The organism is Pseudomonas kurunegalensis, from assembly GCF_030291635.1.
GTDB classification, from domain to species: Bacteria; Pseudomonadota; Gammaproteobacteria; order Pseudomonadales; family Pseudomonadaceae; genus Aquipseudomonas; species Aquipseudomonas monteilii.
The window spans coordinates 5,776,147-5,802,332 of the sequence record NZ_CP127871.1 but is presented as its reverse complement, the minus strand read 5'-3'; the positions used below and the strand labels follow the sequence as shown (position 1 = coordinate 5,802,332).

Here is a 26,186-nt window from a genome sequence, read left to right as displayed (position 1 = left end):
TGACAGCGCAATGACCAGTTTGCATGCCGATGAGGCCTTTCTCGACCATTACCAGTTGAGCCACGATCCGTTCGCACCCCGCGTGCCCGGCTTCAAGTTTTTCCCGGCCCAGCGCAAGCCCGTGCTTGGCCAGTTGCACCACCTGGCGCGCTACAGCCAGTTGATGCTGGTAGTCAGCGGCCCGCTGGGCAGCGGCAAGTCGCTGCTGCGCCAGGCCCTGGTGGCCAGTACCAACAAACAGGCGGTGCAGAGCGTGGTGGTGTCTGCCCGCAGTGCAAGCGATGCTTCCGGCATGCTGGCTCAGGTCGCCCAGGATCTGGGGGTGGACCAGGCTGAAGTGCAGGCGATTCTGTCCAAGGTGGTGCAGCTGGCACTCACCGGGCAGGAAGTGTATTTGCTGGTAGACGATGCGGAACAACTCGACGAGTCGGCACTCCAAGCGTTGCTGGAATTGGCGGCCGGTGTACCGGAAGGGCGCCCGCATGTGTTCCTGTTCGGTGAACCGTCACTGATTGCCGGGTTGGATGAGCTCAATATCGAGGAAGAACGCTTCCACATCATTGAGCTCGCCCCCTACAGTGAAGAGGAAACCCGCGAGTACCTGGAGCAGCGTCTGGAAGGCGCTGGCCGGGGCATCGAGGTGTTCAGCCGTGAACAGATCGTCGATATCCATGAAAACTCCGACGGTTGGCCTGGCAACATCAACCAGGTCGCCCGTGACACTTTGATCGAAGCCATGATCGCCAGCCGCTCGACGGCCAAGCGACCATCCATGGGGTTCAAGATGCCTAAAAAACATGTGCTCGCGCTGTCCGCTGTGGTCGTGGTCGCCGTTGGCGCCGCGGTGTTGATGCCCAAGAAAGGCGACAAGGCGCCGGCCGATGCGCCAGCCGCCCAAGCCCAGTTGCCGCTTGGCGAAGGCAAGCAAGGTGCTGCCATCGAATTCTCTGGCTCGTCCCAGCCGATGCCACTGCCTTTGGTGGGCCAGTCCCAGCCGGTGATGCGCGAACCGCTGGCCCAGGCCGCAGGCATGGGTGAAGGTGAAGAAGGCAGCCCGGCAGGCGACACCGCCCTGCAGCCTGGCAATCCACCGCCAACCGTGACCACCATTGCCCCGCCGCAAGGCGTGCCGGCCGGCCCGGCACCTGCGCCTGCCCAGCCCGTCGCCAGTGTGCCTGCCCAGCCTGTGCAGCCGGTAGCACCTGCGCCGAAACCCGTCGCAACCCAGCCGGCCAAACCGGTTGCACCTGCCAAGCCCGCGCCAGCACCGACCCAGGTTGCCGTGGCCAAGCCAGCCGCCAAGCCGGCTGAAAAACCAGCGGCATCCGGTGGTGGCAGCGGTGGTTGGTACGCCGGGCAAAAGCCGGGTAACTATGTGGTGCAGATCCTCGGCACCAGCTCCGAGGCCTCGGCCCAGGCGTACGTCAAGGCCCAGGGTGGCGACTATCGCTACTTCAAGAAAAACCTGCAGGGCAAGCCGTTGTACGTCGTGACTTATGGCAGCTTCGCCAACCGCGATGCAGCGGTTGCGGCAATCAAGAACTTGCCAGCGAAGGTCCAGGCTGGTAAACCTTGGCCACGTACCGTCGCCAGCGTCCAACAAGAGCTGGCCTCGGCCCGCTGATACCTTCCGGGCGGCATCACCCCGCCGCCCAGTAGCTAAGCGAATTCTAGCTTTCGACTAGCCTGCTGCGTTTTAACGCGGCAGGCTTTTCTGTCCCAGACTGCCGGCCACAAGCCTTACTTGCAGTCATGGCTGAAACGCTTCAGACTCGAGCCAAGCCGCTATCACGGCGCATGGCGCAAAAACATTCAAAATTGCGACATAAATTTTCAATGGTGAGACATGAAAATTTGTGGGCATCGCTGTCGCTGTGCAACAATGGTTTTCCATGGCCACCGCAAAAAAGCTGGCGTTTGATCGGCGTGGATGGTAAGTGGTTGTTAAAAAAGAGATTTGCCTCCGTTGAGAGGTGAACCTGGTGAGAATGTGTCTATGAAAACAGGTCTGTACCATCCCGAAGAATTCAAGGACAACTGTGGTTTTGGCCTGATCGCCCATATGACGGGCGAACCGAGCCACCACCTTCTGCAAACCGCCATGCAGGCGCTGACCTGCATGACCCACCGCGGCGGCATCAACGCCGACGGCAAGACCGGTGACGGTTGCGGTCTGCTCATGCAGAAGCCCGATCAATTCCTGCGTGCCGTGGCCCAGGAACACTTTGCCGTCGAGCTGCCCAAGCAGTACGCCGTCGGCATGGTGTTCTTCAACCAGGACCCGGTCAAAGCTGAAGCAGCCCGCGCCAACATGGACCGCGAAATCCTCGCAGCCGGCCTGAAGCTGGTCGGCTGGCGCAAGGTGCCGATCGACACCAGCGTGCTCGGCCGCCTGGCTCTGGAGCGCCTGCCGCAGATCGAGCAGGTGTTCATCGGCGGTGAAGGCCTGAGCGATCAGGAATTCGCGATCAAGCTGTTCAGTGCCCGTCGCCGTTCGTCGGTGGCCAACGCCCACGACGCCGACCACTACATCTGCAGCTTCTCGCACAAGACCATCATCTACAAAGGCCTGATGATGCCGCGCGATCTCGCGGCGTTTTACCCAGACCTGGGTGACGAGCGCCTGCAAACCGCGATCTGCGTGTTCCACCAGCGCTTCTCCACCAACACCCTGCCGAAATGGCCGCTGGCGCAGCCGTTCCGCTTCCTCGCACACAACGGCGAGATCAACACCATCACCGGCAACCGCAACTGGGCCATGGCCCGTCGCACCAAGTTCGCCAACGACCTGATCCCCGACCTCGAAGAGCTCGGCCCGCTGGTCAACCGCGTGGGTTCCGACTCGTCGAGCATGGACAACATGCTGGAACTGATGGTGACCGGTGGCATCGACCTGTTCCGTGGTGTGCGCATGCTGGTACCGCCAGCCTGGCAGAACGTCGAGACCATGGACGCCGACCTGCGCGCCTTCTACGAATACAATTCCATGCACATGGAGCCGTGGGACGGCCCGGCCGGTATCGTCATGACCGAAGGCCGCCACGCGGTGTGCCTGTTGGACCGTAACGGCCTGCGCCCGGCGCGCTGGGTGACCACCACCAATGGCTACATCACCATCGCCTCGGAAATCGGCGTATGGGGCTACCAGCCTGAGGAAGTACTGGCCAAAGGCCGTGTCGGCCCGGGTCAGATCCTGGCCGTGGACACCGAAACCGGCCAGATCCTCGACACCGACGCCATCGACAACCGCCTGAAGTCGCGTCACCCGTACAAGCGCTGGCTGCGTCAGCACGCCACCCGTATCCAGGCGACGCTGACCGACGACCAGGGCGTGGCCAGCTATGACGCTGACCAGCTCAAGCAATACATGAAGATGTTCCAGGTCACCTTCGAAGAGCGTGATCAGGTGCTGCGGCCGCTGGGCGAGCAGGGCCAGGAAGCCGTCGGCTCGATGGGTGACGACACGCCGATGGCCGTGCTGTCGCAGCGCGTGCGTTCGCCGTACGACTTCTTCCGCCAGCAGTTCGCCCAGGTGACCAACCCGCCGATCGACCCGCTGCGCGAAGCGATCGTGATGTCGCTGGAAATCTGTCTGGGCGCCGAGCGCAACATTTTCCAGGAGTCCCCGGAGCACGCTTCGCGGGTGATCCTCAGCTCGCCGGTCATTTCGCCCGCCAAGTGGCGTTCGCTGATGAGCCTGGAGCGCGAAGGTTTCGACCGCCAGCTGATCGACCTCAACTATGAAGAGGGCGTCGGCCTGGAAGCGGCCATCCGCAATATCGCTGACCAGGCTGAAGAAGCCGTGCGCGCTGGCAAGACCCAGCTGGTGCTGAGCGACCGCTACATCGCCCCGGGCAAACTGCCGGTGCACGCTTCGCTGGCCGTGGGTGCAGTGCACCACCGCTTGACTGAACAAGGCCTGCGTTGCGACAGCAACATCCTGGTGGAAACCGCCACCGCCCGCGACCCGCACCACTTTGCCGTGCTGCTGGGCTTCGGTGCCTCGGCTGTTTACCCGTACCTGGCTTATGAAGTGCTGGCCGACCTGATCCGCACCGGCGAAGTGCTGGGTGACCTGGACGAAGTCTTCAAGTATTACCGCAAGGGCATCTCCAAGGGCCTGCTGAAGATCCTGTCGAAGATGGGCATCTCCACCATCGCCTCGTACCGTGGTGCGCAGCTGTTCGAAGCCATCGGCCTGGCCGAGGAAGTGGTCGGCCTGAGCTTCAAGGGCGTGTCCAGCCGCATCAAGGGCGCGCGCTTCGAAGACCTGGAAAGCGACCAGAAGCTGCTGGCGGCCGAAGCCTGGAGTGCGCGCAAGCCGATCCAGCAAGGCGGCCTGCTGAAGTTCGTTCACGGTGGCGAGTACCACGCCTACAACCCAGACGTGGTCAACACCCTGCAAGCCGCCGTGCAGCAGGGCGACTACGCCAAGTTCAAGGAATACACCACGCTGGTCGACACCCGCCCGGTGTCGATGATCCGCGACCTGCTGAAAGTGAAAGTGGCTGACCAGCCGCTGCCGCTGGAGCAGATCGAACCGCTGGAGGCCATCCTCAAGCGTTTCGACTCCGCCGGTATCTCGCTGGGTGCCCTGTCGCCGGAAGCCCACGAGGCGCTGGCCGAGGCCATGAACCGCCTGGGCGCGCGCTCCAACTCCGGTGAAGGCGGTGAAGACCCATCGCGCTACGGCACCGTCCGCAGCTCCAAGATCAAGCAGGTGGCTACCGGCCGCTTTGGCGTGACCCCGGAATACCTGGTGAACGCCGAAGTGCTGCAGATCAAGGTTGCCCAGGGCGCCAAGCCCGGTGAGGGCGGCCAGCTGCCAGGCGGCAAGGTCAACGGCCTGATCGCCAAGCTGCGCTATGCGGTACCGGGCGTGACCCTGATTTCGCCACCGCCGCACCACGATATCTACTCGATCGAAGACCTGGCCCAGCTGATCTACGACCTCAAGCAGGTCAACCCGCAGGCGCTGGTTTCGGTCAAGCTGGTGGCGGAAGCCGGCGTGGGCACCATCGCCGCTGGCGTGGCCAAGGCCTATGCCGACCTGATCACCATCTCGGGTTACGACGGGGGTACCGGTGCTTCGCCGCTGACCTCGATCAAGTACGCCGGCGCCCCGTGGGAACTGGGCCTGGCCGAAACCCACCAGACCCTGCGTGGCAACGACCTGCGCGGCAAGGTGCGGGTACAGACCGACGGCGGCCTGAAAACCGGCCTGGATGTGATCAAGGCGGCCATCCTCGGCGCCGAAAGCTTCGGCTTCGGTACCGCGCCAATGATCGCCCTGGGCTGCAAGTACCTGCGCATCTGCCACCTGAACAACTGCGCCACCGGCGTAGCCACCCAGAACGACAAGCTGCGCAAGGACCACTACATCGGCACCGTCGACATGGTGATCAACTTCTTCACCTTCGTCGCCGAAGAAACCCGTGAGTGGCTGGCCAAGCTGGGCGTGCGCAGCCTGGGCGAACTGATCGGCCGTACCGACCTGCTCGACGTACTGCCAGGCGACACCGAGCGCCAGCAGTACCTGGACCTGTCGCCACTGCTGGGCAGCTCGCACATCCCGGCTGACAAGCCGCAGTTCTGCGAAGTGGACAAGAACCCGCCGTTCGATCAGGGCGAGCTGGCCGAGAAAATGGTGGACATGGCCATGCCGGCCATCCGTGACCAGGCCGGTGGCGAGTTCAACCTCGACATCTGCAACTGCGACCGTTCCATCGGTGCGCGTGTATCGGGCGAAATCGCCCGCCTGCACGGCAACCAGGGCATGGCTGCGGCGCCGATCACCTTCCGCTTCAAGGGTACTGCGGGCCAGAGCTTCGGTGTGTGGAACGCCGGTGGCCTGAACCTGCACCTGGAAGGCGACGCCAACGACTACGTCGGCAAGGGCATGACCGGTGGCAAGCTCACCATCGTGCCGCCAGCCGGCAGCCCGTTCGAAACCCAGCACAGCGCCATCGTCGGCAACACCTGCCTGTACGGTGCCACTGGCGGCAAGCTGTTTGCTGCGGGTACTGCGGGCGAGCGCTTCGCTGTGCGTAACTCCGGCGCCCACGCTGTTGTCGAGGGCACTGGCGATCACTGCTGTGAATACATGACCGGCGGCTTTGTCTGCGTGTTGGGCAAGACCGGTTACAACTTCGGTTCTGGCATGACTGGCGGCTTCGCCTACGTGCTCGACATGGACAATAGCTTCGTCGACAAGCTCAACCACGAACTGGTGGAAATCCAGCGTATCAGTGGTGAAGCGATGGAGGCCTACCGCAGCCACCTGGCGCGCGTCCTTGCCGAGTATGTGGAAGAAACCGGCAGCGAGTGGGGGCGTGAGCTCTCGGAGAACCTGGACGACTACGTGCGGCGCTTCTGGCTGGTGAAGCCGAAGGCAGCCAACCTGAAGCAACTGCTGTCCAGCACCCGTGCCAACCCGCAGTAAAAACAGCTGCAAGTGGCAAGCCTCAAGCTGCACGTAAAGGCAGTACGAGGTTTGCCCGGCTTAAGTGATCGTCTTGCGGCTTGCAGCGTGTAGCTTGCAGCTGCTGTAAAGAGGTTTTGAAAAATGGCTGAACGTCTGAACAACGACTTCCAGTTCATCGAAGTGGGCCGCAAGGACCCGAAGAAAAAGCTGCTGCGCCAGCGCAAGAAAGAGTTCGTGGAAATCTACGAACCGTTCAAGCCGCAGCAGTCCGTGGACCAGGCGCACCGCTGCCTGGGCTGCGGTAACCCGTATTGCGAATGGAAGTGCCCGGTACACAACTTCATCCCCAACTGGTTGAAGCTGGTTTCCGAAGGCAACATCCTGGCCGCCGCCGAGCTGTCGCACCAGACCAACACCCTGCCGGAAGTGTGCGGCCGCGTGTGCCCGCAAGACCGCCTGTGCGAGGGTGCCTGCACCCTGAACGACGGCTTTGGTGCGGTGACCATCGGTTCGGTGGAGAAGTACATCACCGACACCGCCTTCGCCATGGGCTGGCGTCCGGACATGTCCAAGGTCAAGCCAACCGGCAAGCGCGTCGCCATCATCGGTGCCGGCCCTGCTGGCCTGGGCTGCGCCGACGTACTGGTGCGTGCCGGCGTGACCCCGGTGGTGTTCGACAAGAACCCGGAAATCGGTGGCCTGCTGACCTTCGGCATCCCCGAGTTCAAGCTGGAAAAGACCGTGCTCAGCAACCGCCGCGAAGTCTTCACCGGCATGGGCATCGAGTTCCGCCTGAACACCGAGGTGGGCAAGGACGTCACCATGGAACAGCTGCTCGCCGAGTACGACGCCGTATTCATGGGCATGGGTACGTATACCTACATGAAGGGTGGCTTCCCGGGCGAGGACCTGCCAGGCGTGCATGACGCGCTGGATTTCCTGATCGCCAACGTCAACCGTAACCTGGGCTTCGAGAAATCGCCGGAAGACTTCGTCGACATGCAGGGCAAGAAGGTCGTGGTGCTGGGCGGTGGTGACACCGCGATGGACTGCAACCGCACGTCGATCCGTCAGGGCGCCAAGTCGGTGACCTGTGCCTATCGCCGTGACGAGGCCAACATGCCGGGTTCGCGCAAAGAGGTGAAGAACGCCAAGGAAGAGGGCGTGAAGTTCCTCTATAACCGCCAGCCAATCGCCATCGTTGGCGAAGACAAGGTGGAAGGCGTGAAAGTGGTCGAAACCCGTCTCGGCGAGCCGGATGCCCGTGGCCGCCGCAGCCCCGAGCCGATCCCGGGTTCTGAAGAGATCCTGCCGGCCGATGCCGTGGTGATCGCCTTCGGCTTCCGTCCAAGCCCGGCGCCGTGGTTCGAGCAGCATGGTATCCAGCTGGACAGCCAAGGTCGCGTGGTGGCGCCGGAGAAAGGCAAGTTCAAGCACCAGACCAGCAACCCGAAAGTGTTTGCCGGTGGCGACATGGTGCGCGGTTCGGACCTGGTGGTAACGGCCATCTTCGAAGGGCGTACGGCTGCTGAAGGCATCCTGGACTACCTCGAAGTCTGAAATCATTTAGATTTTGTATACAAAATCTATTGATCCAGGACATACCCATAGAGAAAAGGCACGGCAATGAGCCGTGCCTTTTCTTTGTGCGTCTGAGAAAATGCCCGCACTATTTTTCCGGATGCCGACATGACTGCCCTGAAGAACGATCGTTTCCTGCGTGCACTGCTCAAGCAACCCGTAGACGTCACCCCGGTGTGGATGATGCGCCAGGCCGGCCGCTACCTGCCGGAGTACCGCGCCAGCCGCGCCAAGGCCGGTGACTTCATGAGCCTGTGCATGAACCCGCAGTTCGCCTGCGAGGTCACCCTGCAGCCGCTGGACCGCTACCCGCTGGACGCGGCGATCCTGTTCTCGGACATCCTCACCATCCCCGACGCCATGGGCCTGGGCCTGTACTTCGAAACCGGCGAAGGCCCGCGTTTCAAGAAGGTCATCAGCACCCCGGCCGACATCGAAGCGCTGCCAATCCCCGACCCACAGAAAGACCTGGGCTATGTGATGGACGCGGTCAGCACCATTCGCCGCGAACTCAACGGCCGTGTGCCGCTGATCGGTTTCTCCGGCAGCCCGTGGACCCTGGCCACCTACATGGTCGAAGGCGGCTCGTCGAAAGACTTCCGCAAGACCAAGGCCATGGCCTACGACAACCCGCAAGCCCTGCACCTGCTGCTGGACAAGCTGGCCCAGTCGGTGACCAGCTACCTGAATGGCCAGATTCTGGCCGGTGCCCAGGCTGTGCAAATTTTCGACACCTGGGGCGGCAATCTGTCGGCGGCGGCCTACCAGGAATTCTCCCTGGCCTACATGCGCAAGATCGTCAGCGGGCTGATCCGTGAGCACGAAGGGCGCAAGGTGCCGGTGATCCTGTTCACCAAGAACGGTGGTCTGTGGCTGGAAAGCATCGCTGAAGCCGGCGCCGATGCGCTGGGCCTGGACTGGACCTGCGAGATCGGCGACGCACGCCGCCGCGTGGGTGACAAGGTGGCCCTGCAAGGCAACATGGACCCGACCGTGCTGTACGCCAAGCCGCAAGCCATCCGCCAGGAAGTGGCGCGCATCCTGGCCAGCTACGGGCACGGCACGGGCCATGTGTTCAACCTGGGCCACGGCATTACTCCGGAAGTCGACCCGGAGCACGCGGGTGTGTTCATCAACGCCGTGCATGAGCTGTCGGCGCAGTATCATCAGTGATCTGAAGGCTGAACACTCAAGCCCGGCCCTGTGCCGGGCTTTTTGTCGCATTAAGTTTTAATTCAGCGATTGTCGCTAATCTGGTCCCATCGAAACCCAAACAGGACCCGATCCTCATGAAAGCACGTTACCTCGCCCTGATCCTCGCCCCTCTGTTTAGCACCGCCGCACTGGCTGCGAGCTATACCGGCCCCGGCGCTCAGTCGGTCACTACTGTTGCCGCTGCCAACGACGCTGCCGATGACACCCCGGTTGTGCTGCAAGGCTTCGTGACCAAGAAGATCAACAACGACGACAAGTACGAATTCAAGGACAACACCGGCACCATCACCGTCGAGATCGATGACGAAGACCTGCCGCCGACGCCGTTCAACGACAAGACCAAGGTCAAGCTGACCGGTGAAGTGGAAAAGCACCTGATGAGCCGCGAGGTTGACGTGGATATTGTCGAGATCATCAACTGATTCATGAAGATGCCTGCTGATTGGCAGGAATTTTCCTATGTTTTGCAGCCTTTCGCATTTTTAGAATGACGCACTCCTGTCGGGAGCCCCCGACGCAAACTCAGCAGTTTGGAGTGCGTCATGAGTACACGAAAGCATCTACGAAGGGTTGTTGCCAGCAGCGCATGGTTGGCGATTGCCGGGGTGGGCATGCATGCCCAAATGGCCAGTGCGCATGGTTACACCAGTGAACCGCCGTCCAGGGCGTATGCGTGCCAACTTGGGTCGAATACCGGGTGTGGCCAAGCGATGTACGAGCCACAGAGTGTCGGGGAGGCCGAGAAAGGCTTTCCAGCCCGTGGCCCGGCCGATGGCAAGCTCGCCAGTGGTGGCGTAAAGTCCGACTTTGCTCCGTTGGATGAACAGTCTGCCAACCGCTGGTCACTGACGCCTATCAAGCAGCGTGAGGTCGCCTTCGAGTGGTATTACACGGAAGGGCACAAGACGACGGGTTGGGAGTACTTCATCACCAAAGCGGGGTGGAACCCGAATGCGCCTTTGGGGCGCGATGCGTTCGAGTCGGCGCCATTCTGTACCGTCGATGGGCATGGGCAGCCGGCTCGTGGAGAGGGGCAACCCACCAGTGGCCCAGCCATTGAAAAGCATCATTGCACGCTGCCAGCAGACCGTTCCGGGCATCACGCCATACTGGGTGTGTGGACAGTAGCCGATACCGCAATGGCGTTCCACGATGTGATGGACGTGGACATTCAGGCGGAAGGTGGTCCTGCCCCGGAGTGGCCGCGAGTTGGCAGTATCAATCCGCACCGTGACCTGCAAGTTGGCGACAAAGTTAAAGCGCGCGCCTTCGTGGCGGGTTCGGAAAGCGCTCAGTTCAGTGTTTCCATCGTCATCGAAAGCGCCGAAGAAGGCCTTGCGCCCAATTGGTCCTACAAGCTCGCCAAGCGCATCAATGAAACCCAATCCCTGGTCCAGGCAGGCCTCCTTGATGGCGACGGCAACATCAAGCCCGTTCAGGGCAGCAACACGATCTTCGCCAAACACGAGGCGGGCATCAGCAGTTATCAGCTGGACATCGAAGGCGTGCCTGTCGATGACAGTTACCTGCACCTGCATGACCTGAAGCCTGAGTACACACTGACAGACGGTAAGGCGAACCTGGACTTCACGGTGATGACCAACCGTAATTTGCAGGTCAGTGCGCGGCTGTTCGACAGTGCCAACCAGCAAGTCGGCTTCACTCGCCAGGACGTGGACGCCACCACCCGTCCAATGATGCTGCAGGCGGACACTGTGGCAGGCGAGCACCTGCTCAAGGTGGTCGGTGTGAACAAGGCCGGGCGCATCCTGCTGCAGGAAGAGCGCACGGTTCAGCTGAAGGCTGCGGGTGGCGAAGGCCACGACTTTGTCTTCCCTCAATCGATTGCAAGCTACAAGGCCGGTACACGTGTCCTGCAACCGAAGACGGGTGAAGTGTTCGAGTGCAAGCCGTTCCCGTTCGAGGGCTGGTGCAAGAGCTATTCGGCAAGTGCCACCCAATATGAGCCGGGTGTAGGCAGCCACTGGCAAGACGCCTGGATCAAGCGCTGAAGGAATGTGCCCTGGCAGCCGGAGTAGCGGCCAGGGCACAACACGGTATTTTCGATGCAAATACACAAATATTGCTGGCAGCAGATCCTGTTGCACTGGGTCTCTGCCTTGGTGATCGGCTGGGCGCTGGTCAGTGGCTTTTATGTTGCCGGCTTTGATGTCGAACCCGCCACTGCCCATCTGGTCGGTTTCGTGAATGTCGGGCTGACCACGCTGTTCATCCCGGTTTTCTTGCTGCGTTGGCTGGTGCGATTGTTCAAGGCAAGGCCGGGTGCGCTGAATGAGAACCCTCGGGCGCGTCGGGCTGCCCATGCTGTACACGAGGGTATGTACTGGCTGACCGCGCTGGTGCTGTTATCTGGCGTACTGATGATGGACCGCGCAATCGACGTGTTTGGATGGTTTGCCATCTCGCCGTTGATCAGCGACCCGTCATGGCTCAGTGCCTGGCTGAAGCTGCATGTTGCAGCCAACGTGGTGCTGACCCTGGTTGTGGCGCTGCATGTCGGGGCCGTCATTCTGCACGAGTGTTCTGGGCGGCAGGTGCTTCGCCGGATGTTGCCCTGAGCCAATGAAGCCGTTTTCGATCCTGTCCTGGGTGGCTGCCCCCCTGTTGGCGATTGCCTTTCTGGTCGTGCGGGAAACAACTCGCCCCATGGCTGAGCGTGTCGGGCAGGAGCAGGTCGCCCCCGCACCGACAGCCCAGAAGCCATTACCCACGGCAACCTTGGCACTGGCGTTTGGTTACAGCGCGCCTGTCGGCCAGGCTGCCAGCCAGGCCGAACTGGTTCTCAAGGCGTGTTTCGTCCCGAGCCTGGGCCATGCCGGTGCGCTGGTTGCAAGCCGCGAGGGTGAAAGCCTGTACCGGGTTGGCGACCGTATGCCGGGCGGCAGCGTGTTGCGTCGTATCGACGTGCGGTCCATCACCCTTTGGGACGGTGAGCGCGAGCAAAGGCTGGCGTTGCCCGGCAGCCGCGCCAACGTCTTCGTTCAATCGGGCAGTACTCCCGCGCGTGGTCCTGCCTCTGCCAATTCACCCCGTCTGCTGCGGGAGGTGCAATGACATTTCAACGCTTTCTACGGGGGGCCTCGTTCGGGGCCTGTCTGACTTTGACCTGCCCGCTGGCCCTGGCTGATGCGCCGACCTGGCAACTGGCGATGAGCGATGCCGATGTGCGCGATGTGGTGCGCGAAGTCGGGGCCATTCTTGACCAGACGATTGTGCTCGACCCGCGTGTGCAGGGCCGGATTACCGTCTTGTCCAATGAAGCGCACGATCGTGAGGGCGTGCGCCGGCTGTTCTACTCGGTGCTGAATGCGCAAGGGTTCGCCGCGGTAAACGATGGTGATCGCTTGCTGGTGCTGCCGGCGAGTGAGGCAAAAGCCTGGGCCAACCAGCAAGTCGATGCCATTCCTGCCGCATTCACCACGCGCGTGTTCAGCTTGTCCGGTAGCACTGCCGCTGACCTGGCGGGCTTGCTGAGGCCGTTGGTGTCCAGCAATGGTTACATTGGCCCGTCCAGTTCGGCCAATGCCTTGGTCGTTACCGATTCGGCTGCAAACCTGGAGCGCCTGCAAAGCCTGGTGGCGCAACTGGACAGCGGTCAACGGCATGACTATGAGCTGGTGACCTTGCGTACCGCACAGGCCGTGGATGTGTTGCCTGTGGTAGAGGCTTCGGCGGGCGGCCCGGACAGTGGTGTGCGGGTGCTGTCCGACTCGCGCAGCAACCGCCTGCTGATACTCGGCCCGGAAAAGTCCCGGCAACGCCTTGCCCGCCTGGCCCGCGAGCTGGATGTGCCCGCGCCTGCCAGTTCGCAGAACTGGCGAGTGGTACGCCTTCAGCATGGCAATGCCGAGCAACTGGCCGAGGTGCTCAGTGAAGTGGGCAAACGGCTGGATGGCAAGGCAGGTACTGAAACCTTGGGCCAGCCGCTTGCGGCAGGGGCCATGGTCAAGGCCGATGTCAGCCAGAATGCGCTGGTGCTTCTGGGCGAGCCCCAGACATTGGGTAATGTGGTACAGATCATCGAGCAACTTGACCAGCCGCGTGCGCAAGTGCTGATACATGCGGCCATCGTCGAGGTCAGCGGGGATATCAATGAGGCCTTGGGGCTGCAGTGGGGAATAGATACAGGCAGCCTCAAGGGCGGCGTGACATTCCCCGACAGCGGTGTGGCGTGGGCTGACCTGCTGGGCGCAGACAAGGCACTGCCGAGCGGCGCGGCACTGGCATTGGGTTCTGACCGTTTTGGCCTGCTGGTTTCCGCGTTGGCCAGCAATACCCGCAGCAATTTGCTGTCCACCCCCAGCCTGCTCACGTTAGACAACCAGGAGGCGCAGATCCTGGTGGGGCAGAACGTGCCCTTCAAGACCGGCTCGTACACCACCTCAGGCAGTGGCGCCGACAACCCGTTCACGACCGTGGAACGCAAGGACATCGGTATTAGCCTGAAGGTGCGCCCGCACATCAATGAGGGCAGGAGTTTGCGCCTGGAAGTCGAACAGGAAAGCTCCGAACTGGCACCTGGCACGGTCGAGGGTGACCTGATCACCAGCAAGCGGACGCTCAAGAGCACCATCCTGGCTGCGGACGGCGAGATCATCGTGATCGGCGGCCTGATCAAGGACAGCGTGCGGACAGAGCAGCGCGCAGTGCCGTTGCTAAGCCGCATCCCGCTGCTCGGTGGCTTGTTTCGCTGGACCAGGGACACTCAGGAAAAGACCAACCTGATGGTGTTCCTGAGGCCTACCGTCCTGCGTACCCAGGAAGACCTGATCGAGTCCGGCCGCCGCGCCTATGGCGACGTACAGGCGTCCGACCCGGCACGAGTACCGAAAGACCCCCGCCAAATGTTCGAGGCGCGCCCTGCACCGATGGGCGAGGAACCTGGCCGGTGAGCGATCTGATTCCATTCGGCTTTGCCCGGCGTTTTGGCATTTTGCTAGACCGCCACACGTTGCTGATGCGTAACGGCGCCTCGCTGGAGTCGCTTTCCGAAGCGTTGCGCGTGGTCGGGCAGCATTTTCCGCTGCGGGTGGTGGACGATGACGCGTTTGCCATCCACCTGGCCGGTTGCTATGGCGGCGCCCAGGATGCGGCACAGTCGGTTATCCAGGAGCTGGATGACCACATCGACCTGTCACGCTTGGCTGAGGGCTTGCCGCAGGCCAGTGACCTGCTCGATCAACAGGACGATGCGCCGATCATCCGGTTGCTCAATGCGTTGCTCAGCGAAGCGGTCAGGTCTCGCGCTTCCGATATCCACCTGGAAACCTTCGAGCAGCAGTTACGTGTTCGCATGCGCATCGACGGTGTCATGCGCGAAGTGCTCACGCCGCCCAGGGCGCTCTCGGCACTGCTGGTATCGCGCATCAAGGTTATGGCGCGCCTGGACATTGCCGAAAAACGTGTGCCACAGGATGGCCGCATCAGCTTGCGGCTGGCAGGCCATGAGGTGGATGTGCGTGTGTCCACCTTGCCTGCGGCCCATGGGGAGCGGGTGGTGATGCGCTTGCTGGATAAGCAGGCGGTCCGCCTGGACATACAACACATGCAGATGCAGCCCTCTGTGCAGAAGGCGTTCCTGGCATTGCTGGACAAACCCCACGGCATTTTCCTGGTGACCGGCCCTACCGGCTCTGGCAAGACCACCACGTTGTATACGGCGTTGTCGGTACTGAACCGAGAGTCGCGCAACATTCTCACCGTCGAAGACCCGGTTGAATATCACTTGCCGGGCATCGGCCAGACTCAGGTCAACAGCAAGGTGGAGATGACCTTTGCACGCGGGCTGCGGGCGATCCTGCGGCAGGACCCGGATGTCGTGATGGTGGGTGAGATCCGTGACAGGGAAACGGCCGAAATTGCCGTGCAGGCATCGCTGACGGGCCATCTGGTGCTGTCGACCTTGCATACCAACAGTGCACTGGGCGCCATCATGCGGTTGGCGGACATGGGGGTGGATACCTGCCTGCTCGCCTCATCGCTCGCCGGTGTCATGGCTCAGCGCCTGGTGCGCGTGTTGTGCCCGCATTGCAAGGTCGCGTGCGAGGTGGATGACGCCATGGCCGCTGCCTTGGGCAATCCCGATGACTTACCGCGGCAGCTTTACCACGCTGTTGGTTGTGAGCTGTGCCAGTTGGGCTACAGCGGGCGTGTGGCGTTGCACGAAATGGTCGTGATCACCCCGCAGCTGGCACAGGCTATTCACGGCCGCGCATCCCTGGCACAGATGCGGGCATTGCTGTGCCCGCACTCGACCAGCTTGTTTCAGCACGGTATCGAGCGTGTCTGCCAAGGGCAGACCAGTGTCGAGGAACTGCTGCGCGTCACAGGCCAGGACTGAGCATGGCGGTTTTCCGGTATCAGGCTCAGCGCATCGAAGGCACGCGTCAGCGCGGCACGCTAGAGGCAGCCAGTGCACGCCAGGCCCGACAGCAGTTGCGCGAGCAGGGCTGGTCGGTATTGATGATCGAAGAATTACAGCCTTCGCCCTTTGCCGCGCGGGTTGCACGCAATCGCCTTTCCCTCGTGCATCGCTGCCTGCTGACCCGGCAACTGGCAACGCTGTTGCAGGCCGGCATACCGCTGACTGAAGCATTGCAGGCTGTGGCTGCGCAAAGCGGCCAGCGTTTGGTCAGGCAGGTGTTGCTTGGCGTGGCTGAGCGGGTCGCCGAAGGTAATACCTTTGCCGATGCGTTGGCACATTACCCATCCGCATTCCCGTTGGTCTACCGCGCCACGGTCGAGGCGGCGGAGCGTTCAGGGCACCTGGCCGGCGTACTGGAACGGCTGGCTGAGCATGGCGAGGAACAGCGGGCACTGCGCCAGAAAGTGCAGTTGGCGATGCTTTACCCCTTGATCCTGACGGTCGTGGCACTGCTGGTGGTGGGGTTTCTGCTTGGCTATGTGGTGCCGGACGTGGTGCAGGCGTTTGCCCGCGACCAGGCGCAGTTGCCGCTGGCAACGCAGGTGCTGATCGCACTCAGCGATGCCTTCGGCCGCTTTGGGCTGTTGGCCTTGCTGGTGATGCTGACAGGCGCTACAGCGGTCGTCTTGCTGTTACGCAAACCCGCCAGACGAAGGCAATGGCATGCCATGGTCCTGCGCATACCCGGTTACGCCGGTTTTGTGCTGGCCAGTGAAGCCGCGCGTTTCATCAGCACCCTGGCAATTCTGGGGCGCAGCGGCGTCGTGCTGGTCGATGCCATGAACATCGCGGCAGGTGTGGTGGGCAACCTGGTTCTTCGCGAACGCTTGCAGGCCGCTGTGCGTGAAGTGGGCGAAGGCGCAACGCTGGCCCATAGCCTGGCACGCAGCGAGACCATGCCCGCCCTAATGCTGCACATGATCGCCAGTGGCGAGCGTGCCGGAGAGCTGGACGGCATGCTGGAGCGTGCCGCCGATCTTCAGGCCAGGCAACTGGCAGGTCGTATAACCCTCCTGGTGAGCCTGTGTGAACCCCTGATGCTGTTGGTGATGGGCGGCATCGTGCTGTTCATCGTGCTGGCCATCCTGCTGCCCATTCTCAACCTCAACCAACTGGTCAACTGATATGTCCTACGGCTTTGCACGTCGCGCGCAACGCGGTTTCACGCTTATTGAAATCATGGTGGTGGTGATCATCCTGGGGGTACTCGGTGCCTTGGTGCTGCCCAATGTGATGAGCCGCCCGGACCATGCCAAGCTCACCGCAGCGCGTACCGATATTCAGTCCATTGCCACGGCGCTGGAAATCTACCGCCTGGACAATGGGCGCTACCCCACCACGGCTCAAGGCCTGGAGGCGCTCGTCCGGCGCCCAACCCTGGCGCCACTGCCCCGGCAGTGGAGCGTGCAAGGCTACCTCAAGCGTCAGGCGATGGACCCGTGGGGGGCGCCTTATCAGTACGCCAACCCAGGTACGCGATCAGGCCAGGGATACGACTTGTTCTCTTTGGGGGCCGACGGCCAGCCCGGTGGTGAAGACGCGGATGCCGATATCGGTAACTGGGTCGAATGAGGCAGCGCCGGTCGCGAGGCTTCACCCTGCTTGAAATCATGCTGGTGTTGCTGCTGGTAGGCGTAGTCCTGGCCATGGCCGGGCTACAAGTGGGCCAGAGCCCGCAACGGTTGGCGCGGCAGGAAGCCGTCCTGTTTCTGCAACTGGTCCAGTACGCCAGGCAGCAGGCGGTCCTGGAAGGGCGGGATTTGGCTGTGCACGTTGACCCCCGCGGCTATCGGCTAGTGACGGGTGAAGGGCTCAGCGTGGCAGTGCAGGGGCAGCGCCGGGACACCGGGCTGGACCTGCATCTCGAAATCGACGGGCTGGCAGTGATGCCCGGCAAGCTGGAAGGCACTGCGCAACTGGTGTTTTCCCGTAGCGACGAGCACACCCCGTTTTCGTTGTCATTCCATGAGGCTGGCGTCAGCTTGGCCCAGGTATCAAGCGATGGCCTCAATGACCCCTGGCTCGAACGTTGAACGTGGGTTTACGTTGCTGGAAGTGCTGGTGGCGCTGTCTGTTTTTGCCGTGCTGGCGGCAGCTGTGACGACCGCCAGCCAGCATGTGCTGGAACAGTCGCAGGGCCTGCGTGACCGGCTGTTCGCCAGCTGGATTGCCGATAACCACCTTGCTGAGCTGCGCCTGCACGCGCCTGTGGCTGCACAGCGGCGCACCCTGGAGGTCCGGTTCGATGAGCGTACCTGGTGGTTGGTCGAGGCGAGGCATCCTCTGGCTGATGCGTCCCTCGTCGAAGTGAACGTGAGTGTCGGTTTGGCGCCGGATCGGCAGCCACTTCATCACACGGTGGGCTGGCAGGAGGTCGTCGATGCCGCGCCGTGAGCCAGCCTGTACCCAACGCGGTTTTACCCTGCTGGAGTTGTTGCTGGCCGTCGCCATCTTCGCCTTGTTGGCGGCGGGTACCAGCCAGTTGCTGGCTGCATTCACCCGGGCCGATGCAGCGCGCCAGGCCCACGCCGACGAATTGCGCGCCTTGGGGCGGGCCATGAGTGTGATGCAGCGGGATGCACTGCAAGGGTACTGGCCCACGAGCAGCAAGAAAGGCATGGCCCACGGCATCTTGTTGACGCCGCATCGGGTGAGCTGGTTGTTGGGTGCCGAGCGTGATCGGCAGCCCCTGCCGCGCAGCGAGCTGAGGGTTGTTGAATACTGGCTGGAAGACGGTGTGCTGTGGCGCCAGCGGCGTACGCTGGAGCATGGGCAGGTACGCCCGCAGCGCGTGCTCGACGGTATTGTGGCGTTGCGCTGGCGTATGTATGGCGCAGAGGGTGGCTGGGTTTCCAGCTGGACGGCTGCGCAGCCGCCACAGGCGCTCGAAATCACGCTTTCGACCCGGCGTTTCCAGGGCATACGCCGCGTGCTGCCAATGGCGGGGGCAAGCCTGTGAAGAACTCTCGGCAGCGGGGCGTGGCGCTAATCACCGTGCTGTTGGTCATGGCGTTGCTGACCGTGCTGGTTGCCAACATGTTGCGTAGCCATCAAGGCATGCTGGGTAGCGTCAGGCAGCAAATCGATGCCTCGCGCCTGCTGCAGTTGGCGCATGCGGGGGAACGACAGGCCTTGGTGCACCTGAAACAGCAGGCTGCGACCCTGTTGCAAGTGACCCATGGCGCTCAGCCCTGGGCGAAAGCCCGGTTGCTGGACCTGGAGCAGGGGCAGGTTCGCCTGCGTCTGGAAGACCTTTCCGGGCGTTTCAACATCGCTGCGCTGACCGCGCGGAAAAATCTCGACCCTGTGCTGCTAGAGCGTTGGCAGCGGTTATGCCGTGCGCTGCAGATCGAGGCGCCAGTGCTGAATTCTCTGGCAGGCCAACGCATGCTCGACCCTAGCCAGTTGCGCACCCTGCCAGGGGTTGATGATGACGTGATGACACGCCTGCGGCCATGGGTTGTGGCGTTGCCTGCGAATGCGGGGCTCAACGTCAATACCGCCCTGGCGCAAGTGCTCGAAGGCCTTGAAGGTGTGGACGCATCCACGGCCCGGCATTTGATAGGCGAACGGCCCGAAGAGGGTTTTGCCAGCGTTCAGCAGTTTCTGGCGCAGCCGCGTCTGGTCGGCCTTGGCATCGACAGCCATGGTCTGTCGGTGACCAGCCGCTGGTACCGCTTGGAGGTGCGCGCAGCGCTGGCAGGCAATGTTGGTTACCTGTACAGCGACCTTGAGATCGACCTGAACACGCATCAGGTGCGTGTGTTGCGTCGTGTTTTTTCTGCACAGCCGGAGCAAATGCCAGATGAGTGATGTTTACCTGTTTCTACTGGCGGAGGGTATGGCCGCAGCCGACGGGACATGGCCGGTGCTTGTGCGCACAGCGCAGGGGCAGCTTTGTCGGTCGACGTTGGGCAACCTGCCACCGGCATTGGCCGATGCTGGCGTGGTGCTCGTCTTGCCGATGGAGCTGGCGGGGTACTGCAGGGTCGGGCCAGTGCCGGGCAGGCGCCCCAGCCGGGAGGTGTTGGGTTATGCGGCCGAAGAGCAGTTGGCAGCCCCTTTGGAGGCCTCGCACCTGGCGTTCGGGCCAGAGGATGATGAGGGGCGGCGAAAGGTGCTGGTGATAGCGCTGGAACGCCTGCGCCCGCTGATGTCGCTGCTGCTTGAGCAGGGTATCGACCCGGTCGCGGTGCACGTCGATGCCGATCTGCTGCGTGCCGCACAAGCATGTGCCCTGTGGTTCGAGGGGCGCTGGTTGCTGGGAGGCACCGAAGGTGCGCGCCTTGCGGTCAGTGCCCAGGCTGCTCAGGTACTGAAGCAGAGCCATGCGTCGATACCCTGGATAGCCGAGGCAGGGGCAATGGGTGCGCACTGCTGCGATCAGGAGGTCGACAGTGCGGTGGAACTGCTGGTGCAGGGTAAAGCTGGCGCCGTGGACCTGCGCCAGGGCACCTTGTGCCGACGGCGCAGTGCGCCGGCATGGCAAGCGATGGCAGGTAGTGTGGTGCTGGCATTGCTGGTGGTTTGCCTGGCTGAATACTGGCGAACCGAGTGGTTGATGCGTCAGGTATCACTGCAGCACACCGACAATGTTCGGCTGCTGCAACGCTGGGCACCTGAACAGCTGGCCGGAGGCGATTTGGCCACGCAAATCCGGTTGCTGGAACACATGCCCAAACAGTCGACTGCTGTGGAGCAGCTCGCGAAGTTCTCCGAGCAGCTGGTCAGCAGCGGTAATCTGGTGATCGAACGAGCGGAAACGACAGCCGGGCAGGGCTGGCGTGTCGATGTCATCGCTCAAGGCTTTGACGATCTCGAACGGCTAGGGGAGCGTGTTGCCAGCATGCGGATGGAACAGGGGCGACAGACTGCCCAAGGCGTGCGGGCAACCCTTGCCTGGCAGGAGGCAGAATGAAACACCTCAACGAGCATGCATGGGTTCGCCAGTGGAAAGAGATACCGGCAGGTCGGCGTGCGCTGTTGAGCGCAGCGTTGTGGGGCCTGCTGTCGATCGTGATCTGCCAGCTCCTCTGGTTGCCAGGGCAGGCCCGCATGCAGCAAGCGGAACAAGCGCTGGCGCGTGAGCATGAGCTGGCGACCACCTTGCAGCGAATTGTACAGGGGCCGCGCCGGTCGCCTGGCGCCGTCGAGTTGCTGACACCGGCTGGGCTGAACGAGCGTGCCAAGGCGGCAGGGGTTCACATCGTCAGCCTGGAAGCCAAGGCTGGGCAGGTAGATGTCGGCCTGGAGGGGCCCGCCGCCGCAGTGCTGGCCTGGCTGCACGTACTGGAGCATGACGGTGGCGAAGCGCTGAACATCCAGTTGCAAGCCGAAGGCGAGCTGCTTCAGGCGCGCTTGCTGATGGCGCTGCCCGAAGCCTGAGCACGGGCGCCTATGCCTTGGGGGGCAGCTTGCTCAAGTGCAAGGCCACCAGCAACGCCACCGCCAGCAAGCTGCCAATGAACAGCCCGATGCCATTCCAGCCCCACTGGTGCCAGAACACCCCGCCTGCCGTACCCGCCACGCTCGAGCCTGCGTAATAGCTGAAGAGGTACAGCGACGACGCCTGCCCCTTGGCCTTCAGCGCCCGGCGGCCGATCCAGCTGCTGGCCACCGAGTGCGCGCCAAAGAAGCCGAAGGTGAACACCAGCATTCCGACGATCACCATGACCAGCGGGCTGGCCAGGGTCATCAGCAAGCCACCTGCCATCACCACGATACTGGCCCAGAACACCTTGCGCCGGCCCAGCTTGTCCGCCAGTGCGCCGACCTGCGCCGAGCTGTAGATGCCAGACAGGTACACCACCGACAGCAGGCCGACCAGCGCCTGGTTCATATGGTAGGGCTCAGCCAGCAGGCGGTAGCCGATGTAGTTGAACAGGGTGACGAAGGCCCCCATCAGCAGGAAGGCTTCAAGGAACAACCAAGGCAGGCCGGCATCCTTGAAGTGCATGACAAAGCCGTCCAGCAGGCTACGCGGGTTCATCGACTGTGGGCGGAAGTTGCGCGATTCGGGCAATACCTTCCAGAACACCAGCGCGGCCACCAGCGCCAGGCCGCCGATGGTCAGCATCGCCGTGTGCCAGCTGACGAAGTCGATCAATACGCCCGTGATGAGCCGCCCACTCATGCCGCCAATCGCGTTGCCCCCGATGTACAGGCCCATGGCCAGGCCGATGTGTTGCGGGTGAATCTCTTCGCTGAGATAAGTCATTGCCACTGCCGCCAGGCCGCTCAATGACAGGCCGACCAATGCGCGGGTGGCCAGTACCAGTTCCCAGCTCGGCATCACGGCGCTGGCCAAGGTGGAGAGGGCGGCGCAGACCAATGCAAAGACCATCACCGGCTTGCGCCCGATGCGATCAGAGATAGGGCCGGTGATCAACAGGCCGAATGCCAGCATGGCGGTGGACACCGACAGCACCAGGCTGCTTTGCGCCGCGTTGATGGCAAATTCCTTGGACAACAGCGGCATCATCGGCTGTACGCAGTACAGCAGGGCGAAGGTGGCGAAGCCGCCGCTGAACAGGGCCAGCACGGTCTTCATGAAGGCGGGGGTGCCTTTCTCGATCCACATTTCGTTCAGGGGGGCAGGTTCTGGCTCTGCGGGAAGGGGGGCTACAGCAGTTTTCACGGACGGGTACCTCTGGCGCAATGAAAAAAGCATATAGCTGGCTAATGATTAGATCCAATATATTGTTCGACCTATTTGAGATGTTTTACGACCTGTTTGGAGCCGATCATGGAACTGCGCCATCTGCGTTACTTCATCGCCGTGGCCGAAGAGCTGCACTTTGGCCGTGCCGCGCAGCAGCTGGGCATTTCGCAGCCGCCACTGAGCCAACAGATCCAGGCCCTGGAGCAGGAGCTGGGGGCTCGCCTGTTCGAGCGTACCAACCGTCGGGTGGAGCTGAGCGAGGCGGGGCGGTTGTTCCTTGAGGAAGCGCGTCAGGTGCTGGCGCAGGTGGAGAAGGCGGCCGATGTGGCCCGGCGTGCTCAGCTGGGAGAACTGGGCGAGATGAAGATTGGCTTTACCTCGTCGGCACCCTTCACCTCGAAGATCCCCAAGGCCATCCATGCCTTTCGCCAGCGTTTCCCGGCGGTGCACCTGAACCTCAAGGAAATGAGCAGCCGCGATGTCGCCGAAGGGGTGTTCGACGAGTCCATCGAAGTCGGGTTGATGCGGCCGATGCCGTTGCCGGAAGGTCTGGTGGCCACGGAGTTGTTCCGCGAGCCCCTGGTGGCGGTTATCAACGCTTCGCATCCGCTGGCGGAGGGCTCTGACCAGGGTGTGTACATGGCGGCGTTGGCCCATGAGCCGTTCGTGTTCTTCCCGCGCAGTTACGGCAGCGGCCTGCATGCGCAGTTGCTGAGCCTGGCACGACAGGCGGGTTTCAGCCCGCACTTTGCCCAGGAGGCGGGGGAGGCGATGACCATCATCGGCCTGGTGTCGGCAGGGCTCGGGGTGTCGGTGTTGCCGGCGTCGTTCCAGCGCATGCGCATTGAAGGGGTGGTGTATCGCACGCTGCTGGATGAGGGGGCGATGTCGGCGGTGTGGCTGGTGCAGCGCGAGCGCGGTCATTCGGTGATGGCCAAGGCATTTGCCGAGCTGTTGACCGGGCAGGTGGTCGGCCAGGGCTGATGCCGGTCAAATGGCACTGGCCATTGCCGCAGTGCCGCCACATACTCGGGCATTCGTTGAAACACGGAGGTCAATCATGCGGCGCGTGGTGTTCAATCAGAAAGGTGGCGTGGGCAAGTCGAGCATTGCCTGCAACCTGGCGGCGGTCAGTGCCAATGAAGGCTATCGGACCCTGTTGATCGACCTGGATGCCCAGGCCAACTCGACCCAGTACCTCACCGGCCTCACCGGCGAGGACATCCCCATGGGGATTGCCGACTTCTTCAAGCAAAGCCTGTCCAGCGGGCCGTTCAGCAAGAAGAACAAGGTCGATATCTACGAAACCCCGTTCGACAACCTGCATGTGGTTACCGCCACGGCAGAACTGGCCGACTTGCAGCCCAAGCTTGAGGCCAAGCACAAGATCAACAAGCTGCGAAAGCTGCTGGACGAGCTGGATGAGGATTACGACCGGATCTACATCGACACTCCACCAGCGCTGAATTTTTACGCGGTTTCTGCACTGATCGCCGCCGATCGCGTCTTGATTCCCTTCGACTGCGACAGTTTCTCACGCCAGGCCCTGTACGGCCTGCTGGCCGAGATCGAAGACCTCAAGGATGACCACAACGAAGACCTGATGGTCGAAGGCATCGTGGTCAATCAGTTCCAGTCCCGCGCCAGCCTGCCGCAGCAGATGCTCGACGAACTGCTGGCCGAAGGCCTGCCGGTGCTACCGGTGTACCTGGGCAGCTCGGTGAAGATGCGTGAATCGCACCATGCCAGCCTGCCGCTGATTCACCTGGAGCCAAAGCACAAGCTGACGCAGCAGTTTGTCGAGTTGCATTCGTTGCTCGAAGAGAACGCTTAAACCCCTTGGCTATGCACCCACTCCAGCAACGACTGGAGTGGGAATGCCCCGGCCTGGCGGCTGATTTCACGGCCGTTCTTGAACAGCAGCAGGCTGGGGATCGAGCGGATGCCCAGTTGCCCGGCGAGGTTGCGGTTGGCTTCGCTGTCGAGCTTGGCCAGTCGGCAACGGCCGGCCAGTTGGCGGGCGGCCTGTTCGAAGGTGGGGGCGAAGGACTTGCATGGGCCGCACCAGTCGGCCCAGATGTCGACCAGCAGGGGCAGGTCGCCTTTGATCTGGCTGGCGTAGCTGGCTTCGGTGAGCTCGAAAGGGGTGCTCAGCAGCACGTCTTGCTTGCAGCGGCCGCATTTCGGGGCATCGCTCAGACGCTCGGCGGGCAGGCGGTTGAGGCCGTTGCAGTGGGGGCAGGGGATTACCAGTGGGTCGGACATTTCATCTCCTTGGTTTTTTTTGGGGCTGCTGTGCAGCCCATCGCGACACAAGGCCGCTCCTACAGGGGAATGCGTGCTTTTTGTAGGAGCGGCCTTGTGTCGCGAAAGGGCCGCGCAGCGGCCCCAGGGTTCATGACGAGCAGCTGATTTCCAGGTGCTTGCCCCACTCAGGCGGGCGTTCGGCGTAGGCCTGCATTCCAGGCTGTTCCTCGAACGGTCTGGTCAGCACTTGATGCAACCGCCGCACTTCACTGTAATCCCCCGCTTCGGCCGCCTCGATGGCTTTCTGCGCCAGGTAATTGCGCAGCACATACAGCGGGTTCACCGCATGCATCCGTTCACGGCGCCCTTGGGCATTGCCGGGTTCGCGCTGGCAGCGGGCCAGGTAATCTGCGCTCCAGGCATCGAAAGCGGCCAGGTCGATGAAATCATCGCGCACCACGTTCAGCGCCTCCGCAACCGGCTGCTCGCCCAGTTTGCGGAAGAACAGGCTGTAGTCCACGCCACCGCGCTGCATGCACTGCAACAGGCGCTCGACCAGCGCCATGTCGTCATCCTCGGCAGTGGTCAGGCCCAGGCGGCGGCGCATGAGGTCCAGGTAATGGGCCTGGTACAGCGGCAAGAAAAGCCCCAGTGCCTCCTTCAGGGGCTCCACCTCGATCACCGTGGTCAGGGCCTGGGCCAGCGCGCTGAGGTTCCAGTGGGCGATGGGCACCTGGTTGGCGTAGCTGTAGCGGCCACGGTCGTCGGAGTGGTTGCAGATGAAGTTGGCGTCGAAGTCGTCGAGGAAGGCGTAGGGGCCGAAGTCGAAGGTGATGCCCAGGATCGACATGTTGTCGGTGTTCATCACCCCGTGGCAGAAACCATAGGCCTGCCAGCGGGCGATCAGTTCGGCATTGCGCTCGACGATGGTGCGGAACATGGCCAGGTACGGTTGCTCGGCATCCTGGCATTCAGGGTAATGCTGCTGCAGTACATGGTCGATCAGCATGCGCTGCTGCTCGGGCTGTTTGGTGTAGTAGAAGTATTCGAAATGGCCGAAGCGCACATGGCTCTGCGCCAGGCGGGTGAGCATGGCAGCGCTTTCGCGGGTTTCGCGCCATACCGGGGTGCTGGAGCCGACTACGCACAGCGCTCGGCTGGTGGCGATGCCGAGGGCGTGCAGGGCTTCGGAGGCGAGGAACTCGCGGATCGACGAGCGCAGCACAGCGCGGCCGTCGCCCATGCGCGAATACGGGGTCTGGCCGGCCCCCTTCAGGTGCAGGTCCCAGTGTTCGCCTTTGTCGTTGAGCACTTCGGCCAGCAGCAGGCCACGGCCATCGCCCAGGCGCGGGTTGTAGGCGCCGAACTGGTGGCCGGAATACACCATCGCCCGTGGGTCGGCTTCTTCCCACAGTTTGTGGCCGCTGAACAGCTCGGCGAACACCGGCAGGTCGGCCTGGGCGGGGTCGAGGTCGAGCAGCGCCATGGCCGACTCGCTCGCAACGACCAGGCGCGGGTCTGCGATGGGTTCTGGCAGGACCTGGGTAGAGAACGCATCGCCCAGGCGGGCGAAGCGGTTGTCGAAGGTGAGTTGGTCGAGGGCTTTCACGGGC

23 protein-coding genes are annotated in these 26,186 nt (G+C 62.6%); 20 read left to right on the top strand and 3 right to left on the bottom strand.

Annotated features, from left to right (window positions below; genetic code table 11):
- The first annotated feature begins 10 nt into the window (after positions 1-10).
- The 18 genes from QQ992_RS26380 to QQ992_RS26295 all read left to right on the top strand — a co-directional run bounded on the left by QQ992_RS26380 (position 11) and on the right by QQ992_RS26295 (position 21,050).
- Positions 11-1,624, top strand: a complete 1,614-nt coding sequence (locus QQ992_RS26380; protein ID WP_105946441.1) for an SPOR domain-containing protein — start codon at positions 11-13, stop codon at positions 1,622-1,624.
- A gap of 372 nt (positions 1,625-1,996) precedes the next feature.
- On the top strand, positions 1,997-6,442 hold the full coding sequence (gene gltB, locus QQ992_RS26375; protein WP_286111631.1) for a glutamate synthase large subunit: 4,446 nt from the start codon (positions 1,997-1,999) through the stop codon (positions 6,440-6,442).
- Positions 6,443-6,565: 123 nt separating this feature from the next.
- Positions 6,566-7,984 (top strand): FAD-dependent oxidoreductase, encoded by a 1,419-nt coding sequence (locus QQ992_RS26370; RefSeq protein ID WP_016712489.1) that lies wholly within the window; start codon positions 6,566-6,568, stop codon positions 7,982-7,984.
- Positions 7,985-8,113: 129 nt separating this feature from the next.
- Entirely contained in the window at positions 8,114-9,178 is a 1,065-nt protein-coding gene (hemE, locus tag QQ992_RS26365; protein ID WP_060498045.1) for a uroporphyrinogen decarboxylase, read from the top strand.
- 116 nt (positions 9,179-9,294) lie between these two features.
- The gene (locus QQ992_RS26360; protein WP_019098288.1) at positions 9,295-9,642 is read left to right on the top strand and encodes a YgiW/YdeI family stress tolerance OB fold protein; all 348 of its coding nucleotides are present in this window, start codon (positions 9,295-9,297) and stop codon (positions 9,640-9,642) included.
- 120 nt (positions 9,643-9,762) lie between these two features.
- Positions 9,763-11,232: an N-acetylglucosamine-binding protein GbpA gene (gbpA, locus tag QQ992_RS26355; protein WP_286111630.1), complete on the top strand. Its 1,470-nt coding sequence runs from the start codon at positions 9,763-9,765 to the stop codon at positions 11,230-11,232.
- Between the two features lie 54 nt (positions 11,233-11,286).
- Positions 11,287-11,799, top strand: a complete 513-nt coding sequence (locus tag QQ992_RS26350; RefSeq protein ID WP_286111629.1) for a cytochrome b — start codon at positions 11,287-11,289, stop codon at positions 11,797-11,799.
- Positions 11,800-11,887: 88 nt separating this feature from the next.
- Positions 11,888-12,295, top strand: a complete 408-nt coding sequence (locus tag QQ992_RS26345) for a hypothetical protein (RefSeq protein WP_286111628.1) — start codon at positions 11,888-11,890, stop codon at positions 12,293-12,295.
- Complete coding sequence (gspD, locus tag QQ992_RS26340; RefSeq protein WP_286111627.1) at positions 12,292-14,133, top strand: type II secretion system secretin GspD; 1,842 nt, start codon at positions 12,292-12,294, stop codon at positions 14,131-14,133. Before QQ992_RS26345 ends, gspD begins: the two co-directional genes overlap by 4 nt.
- A complete protein-coding gene (gene gspE, locus QQ992_RS26335) occupies positions 14,130-15,581 on the top strand; it encodes a type II secretion system ATPase GspE (protein WP_286111626.1) in 1,452 nt (483 codons plus the stop codon). Before gspD ends, gspE begins: the two co-directional genes overlap by 4 nt.
- Before the next feature lie 2 nt (positions 15,582-15,583).
- Complete coding sequence (gspF, locus tag QQ992_RS26330; RefSeq protein WP_286111625.1) at positions 15,584-16,789, top strand: type II secretion system inner membrane protein GspF; 1,206 nt, start codon at positions 15,584-15,586, stop codon at positions 16,787-16,789.
- 1 nt (position 16,790) lies between these two features.
- Positions 16,791-17,237 carry a type II secretion system major pseudopilin GspG gene (gene gspG / locus QQ992_RS26325; RefSeq protein WP_286111624.1) on the top strand — a complete coding sequence of 149 codons (447 nt, stop codon included), beginning with the start codon at positions 16,791-16,793 and terminating at the stop codon, positions 17,235-17,237.
- Positions 17,234-17,698, top strand: a complete 465-nt coding sequence (locus QQ992_RS26320; RefSeq protein ID WP_286111623.1) for a GspH/FimT family protein — start codon at positions 17,234-17,236, stop codon at positions 17,696-17,698. Before gspG ends, QQ992_RS26320 begins: the two co-directional genes overlap by 4 nt.
- Positions 17,667-18,059: a type II secretion system minor pseudopilin GspI gene (gene gspI / locus QQ992_RS26315; protein WP_286111621.1), complete on the top strand. Its 393-nt coding sequence runs from the start codon at positions 17,667-17,669 to the stop codon at positions 18,057-18,059. The genes QQ992_RS26320 and gspI overlap by 32 nt, the downstream gene beginning before the upstream one ends.
- Complete coding sequence (gene gspJ / locus QQ992_RS26310) at positions 18,046-18,624, top strand: type II secretion system minor pseudopilin GspJ (protein ID WP_286111619.1); 579 nt, start codon at positions 18,046-18,048, stop codon at positions 18,622-18,624. Before gspI ends, gspJ begins: the two co-directional genes overlap by 14 nt.
- Positions 18,625-18,644: 20 nt before the next feature.
- Positions 18,645-19,478: a type II secretion system minor pseudopilin gene (locus QQ992_RS26305; protein ID WP_286111618.1), complete on the top strand. Its 834-nt coding sequence runs from the start codon at positions 18,645-18,647 to the stop codon at positions 19,476-19,478.
- Positions 19,471-20,583, top strand: coding sequence for a type II secretion system protein GspL (gspL, locus tag QQ992_RS26300; protein WP_286111616.1), 1,113 nt, complete (start codon positions 19,471-19,473; stop codon positions 20,581-20,583). The genes QQ992_RS26305 and gspL overlap by 8 nt, the downstream gene beginning before the upstream one ends.
- The gene (locus QQ992_RS26295) at positions 20,580-21,050 is read left to right on the top strand and encodes a type II secretion system protein M (RefSeq protein WP_286111615.1); all 471 of its coding nucleotides are present in this window, start codon (positions 20,580-20,582) and stop codon (positions 21,048-21,050) included. The genes gspL and QQ992_RS26295 overlap by 4 nt, the downstream gene beginning before the upstream one ends.
- Before the next feature lie 10 nt (positions 21,051-21,060).
- Here QQ992_RS26295 and QQ992_RS26290 read toward each other — a convergent pair whose 3' ends face one another.
- Positions 21,061-22,245: an MFS transporter gene (locus QQ992_RS26290; protein WP_286114006.1), complete on the bottom strand. Its 1,185-nt coding sequence runs from the start codon at positions 22,243-22,245 to the stop codon at positions 21,061-21,063.
- Between the two features lie 165 nt (positions 22,246-22,410).
- Between QQ992_RS26290 and QQ992_RS26285 the strand changes: the two genes are divergently transcribed.
- Both QQ992_RS26285 and QQ992_RS26280 read left to right on the top strand, forming a co-directional pair.
- On the top strand, positions 22,411-23,310 hold the full coding sequence (locus QQ992_RS26285) for a LysR family transcriptional regulator (RefSeq protein ID WP_060498030.1): 900 nt from the start codon (positions 22,411-22,413) through the stop codon (positions 23,308-23,310).
- 76 nt (positions 23,311-23,386) lie between these two features.
- A complete protein-coding gene (locus QQ992_RS26280; protein ID WP_286111613.1) occupies positions 23,387-24,160 on the top strand; it encodes a ParA family protein in 774 nt (257 codons plus the stop codon).
- Here QQ992_RS26280 and trxC read toward each other — a convergent pair.
- Positions 24,157-24,591, bottom strand: coding sequence for a thioredoxin TrxC (trxC, locus tag QQ992_RS26275; RefSeq protein ID WP_286111612.1), 435 nt, complete (start codon positions 24,589-24,591; stop codon positions 24,157-24,159). The genes QQ992_RS26280 and trxC overlap by 4 nt on opposite strands.
- A gap of 130 nt (positions 24,592-24,721) precedes the next feature.
- The gene (gene selO / locus QQ992_RS26270) at positions 24,722-26,182 is read right to left on the bottom strand and encodes a protein adenylyltransferase SelO (protein WP_286111611.1); all 1,461 of its coding nucleotides are present in this window, start codon (positions 26,180-26,182) and stop codon (positions 24,722-24,724) included.
- Positions 26,183-26,186 lie beyond the last annotated feature (4 nt).

Coding starts and splice junctions, on each gene's coding strand:
- QQ992_RS26295 (WP_286111615.1), top strand. CDS start 20,580: ATGAAACACCTCAACGAGCATGCATGGGTTCGCCAGTGGAAAGAGATA.
- gbpA (WP_286111630.1), top strand. CDS start 9,763: ATGAGTACACGAAAGCATCTACGAAGGGTTGTTGCCAGCAGCGCATGG.
- QQ992_RS26380 (WP_105946441.1), top strand. CDS start 11: ATGACCAGTTTGCATGCCGATGAGGCCTTTCTCGACCATTACCAGTTG.
- gspD (WP_286111627.1), top strand. CDS start 12,292: ATGACATTTCAACGCTTTCTACGGGGGGCCTCGTTCGGGGCCTGTCTG.
- gspF (WP_286111625.1), top strand. CDS start 15,584: ATGGCGGTTTTCCGGTATCAGGCTCAGCGCATCGAAGGCACGCGTCAG.
- trxC (WP_286111612.1), bottom strand. CDS start 24,591: ATGTCCGACCCACTGGTAATCCCCTGCCCCCACTGCAACGGCCTCAAC.
- QQ992_RS26290 (WP_286114006.1), bottom strand. CDS start 22,245: ATGTGGATCGAGAAAGGCACCCCCGCCTTCATGAAGACCGTGCTGGCC.
- QQ992_RS26370 (WP_016712489.1), top strand. CDS start 6,566: ATGGCTGAACGTCTGAACAACGACTTCCAGTTCATCGAAGTGGGCCGC.
- QQ992_RS26320 (WP_286111623.1), top strand. CDS start 17,234: ATGAGGCAGCGCCGGTCGCGAGGCTTCACCCTGCTTGAAATCATGCTG.
- QQ992_RS26360 (WP_019098288.1), top strand. CDS start 9,295: ATGAAAGCACGTTACCTCGCCCTGATCCTCGCCCCTCTGTTTAGCACC.
- gspG (WP_286111624.1), top strand. CDS start 16,791: ATGTCCTACGGCTTTGCACGTCGCGCGCAACGCGGTTTCACGCTTATT.
- QQ992_RS26350 (WP_286111629.1), top strand. CDS start 11,287: ATGCAAATACACAAATATTGCTGGCAGCAGATCCTGTTGCACTGGGTC.
- QQ992_RS26280 (WP_286111613.1), top strand. CDS start 23,387: ATGCGGCGCGTGGTGTTCAATCAGAAAGGTGGCGTGGGCAAGTCGAGC.
- hemE (WP_060498045.1), top strand. CDS start 8,114: ATGACTGCCCTGAAGAACGATCGTTTCCTGCGTGCACTGCTCAAGCAA.
- gspL (WP_286111616.1), top strand. CDS start 19,471: ATGAGTGATGTTTACCTGTTTCTACTGGCGGAGGGTATGGCCGCAGCC.
- QQ992_RS26285 (WP_060498030.1), top strand. CDS start 22,411: ATGGAACTGCGCCATCTGCGTTACTTCATCGCCGTGGCCGAAGAGCTG.
- gspI (WP_286111621.1), top strand. CDS start 17,667: ATGGCCTCAATGACCCCTGGCTCGAACGTTGAACGTGGGTTTACGTTG.
- QQ992_RS26345 (WP_286111628.1), top strand. CDS start 11,888: ATGGCTGAGCGTGTCGGGCAGGAGCAGGTCGCCCCCGCACCGACAGCC.
- gspJ (WP_286111619.1), top strand. CDS start 18,046: ATGCCGCGCCGTGAGCCAGCCTGTACCCAACGCGGTTTTACCCTGCTG.
- gltB (WP_286111631.1), top strand. CDS start 1,997: ATGAAAACAGGTCTGTACCATCCCGAAGAATTCAAGGACAACTGTGGT.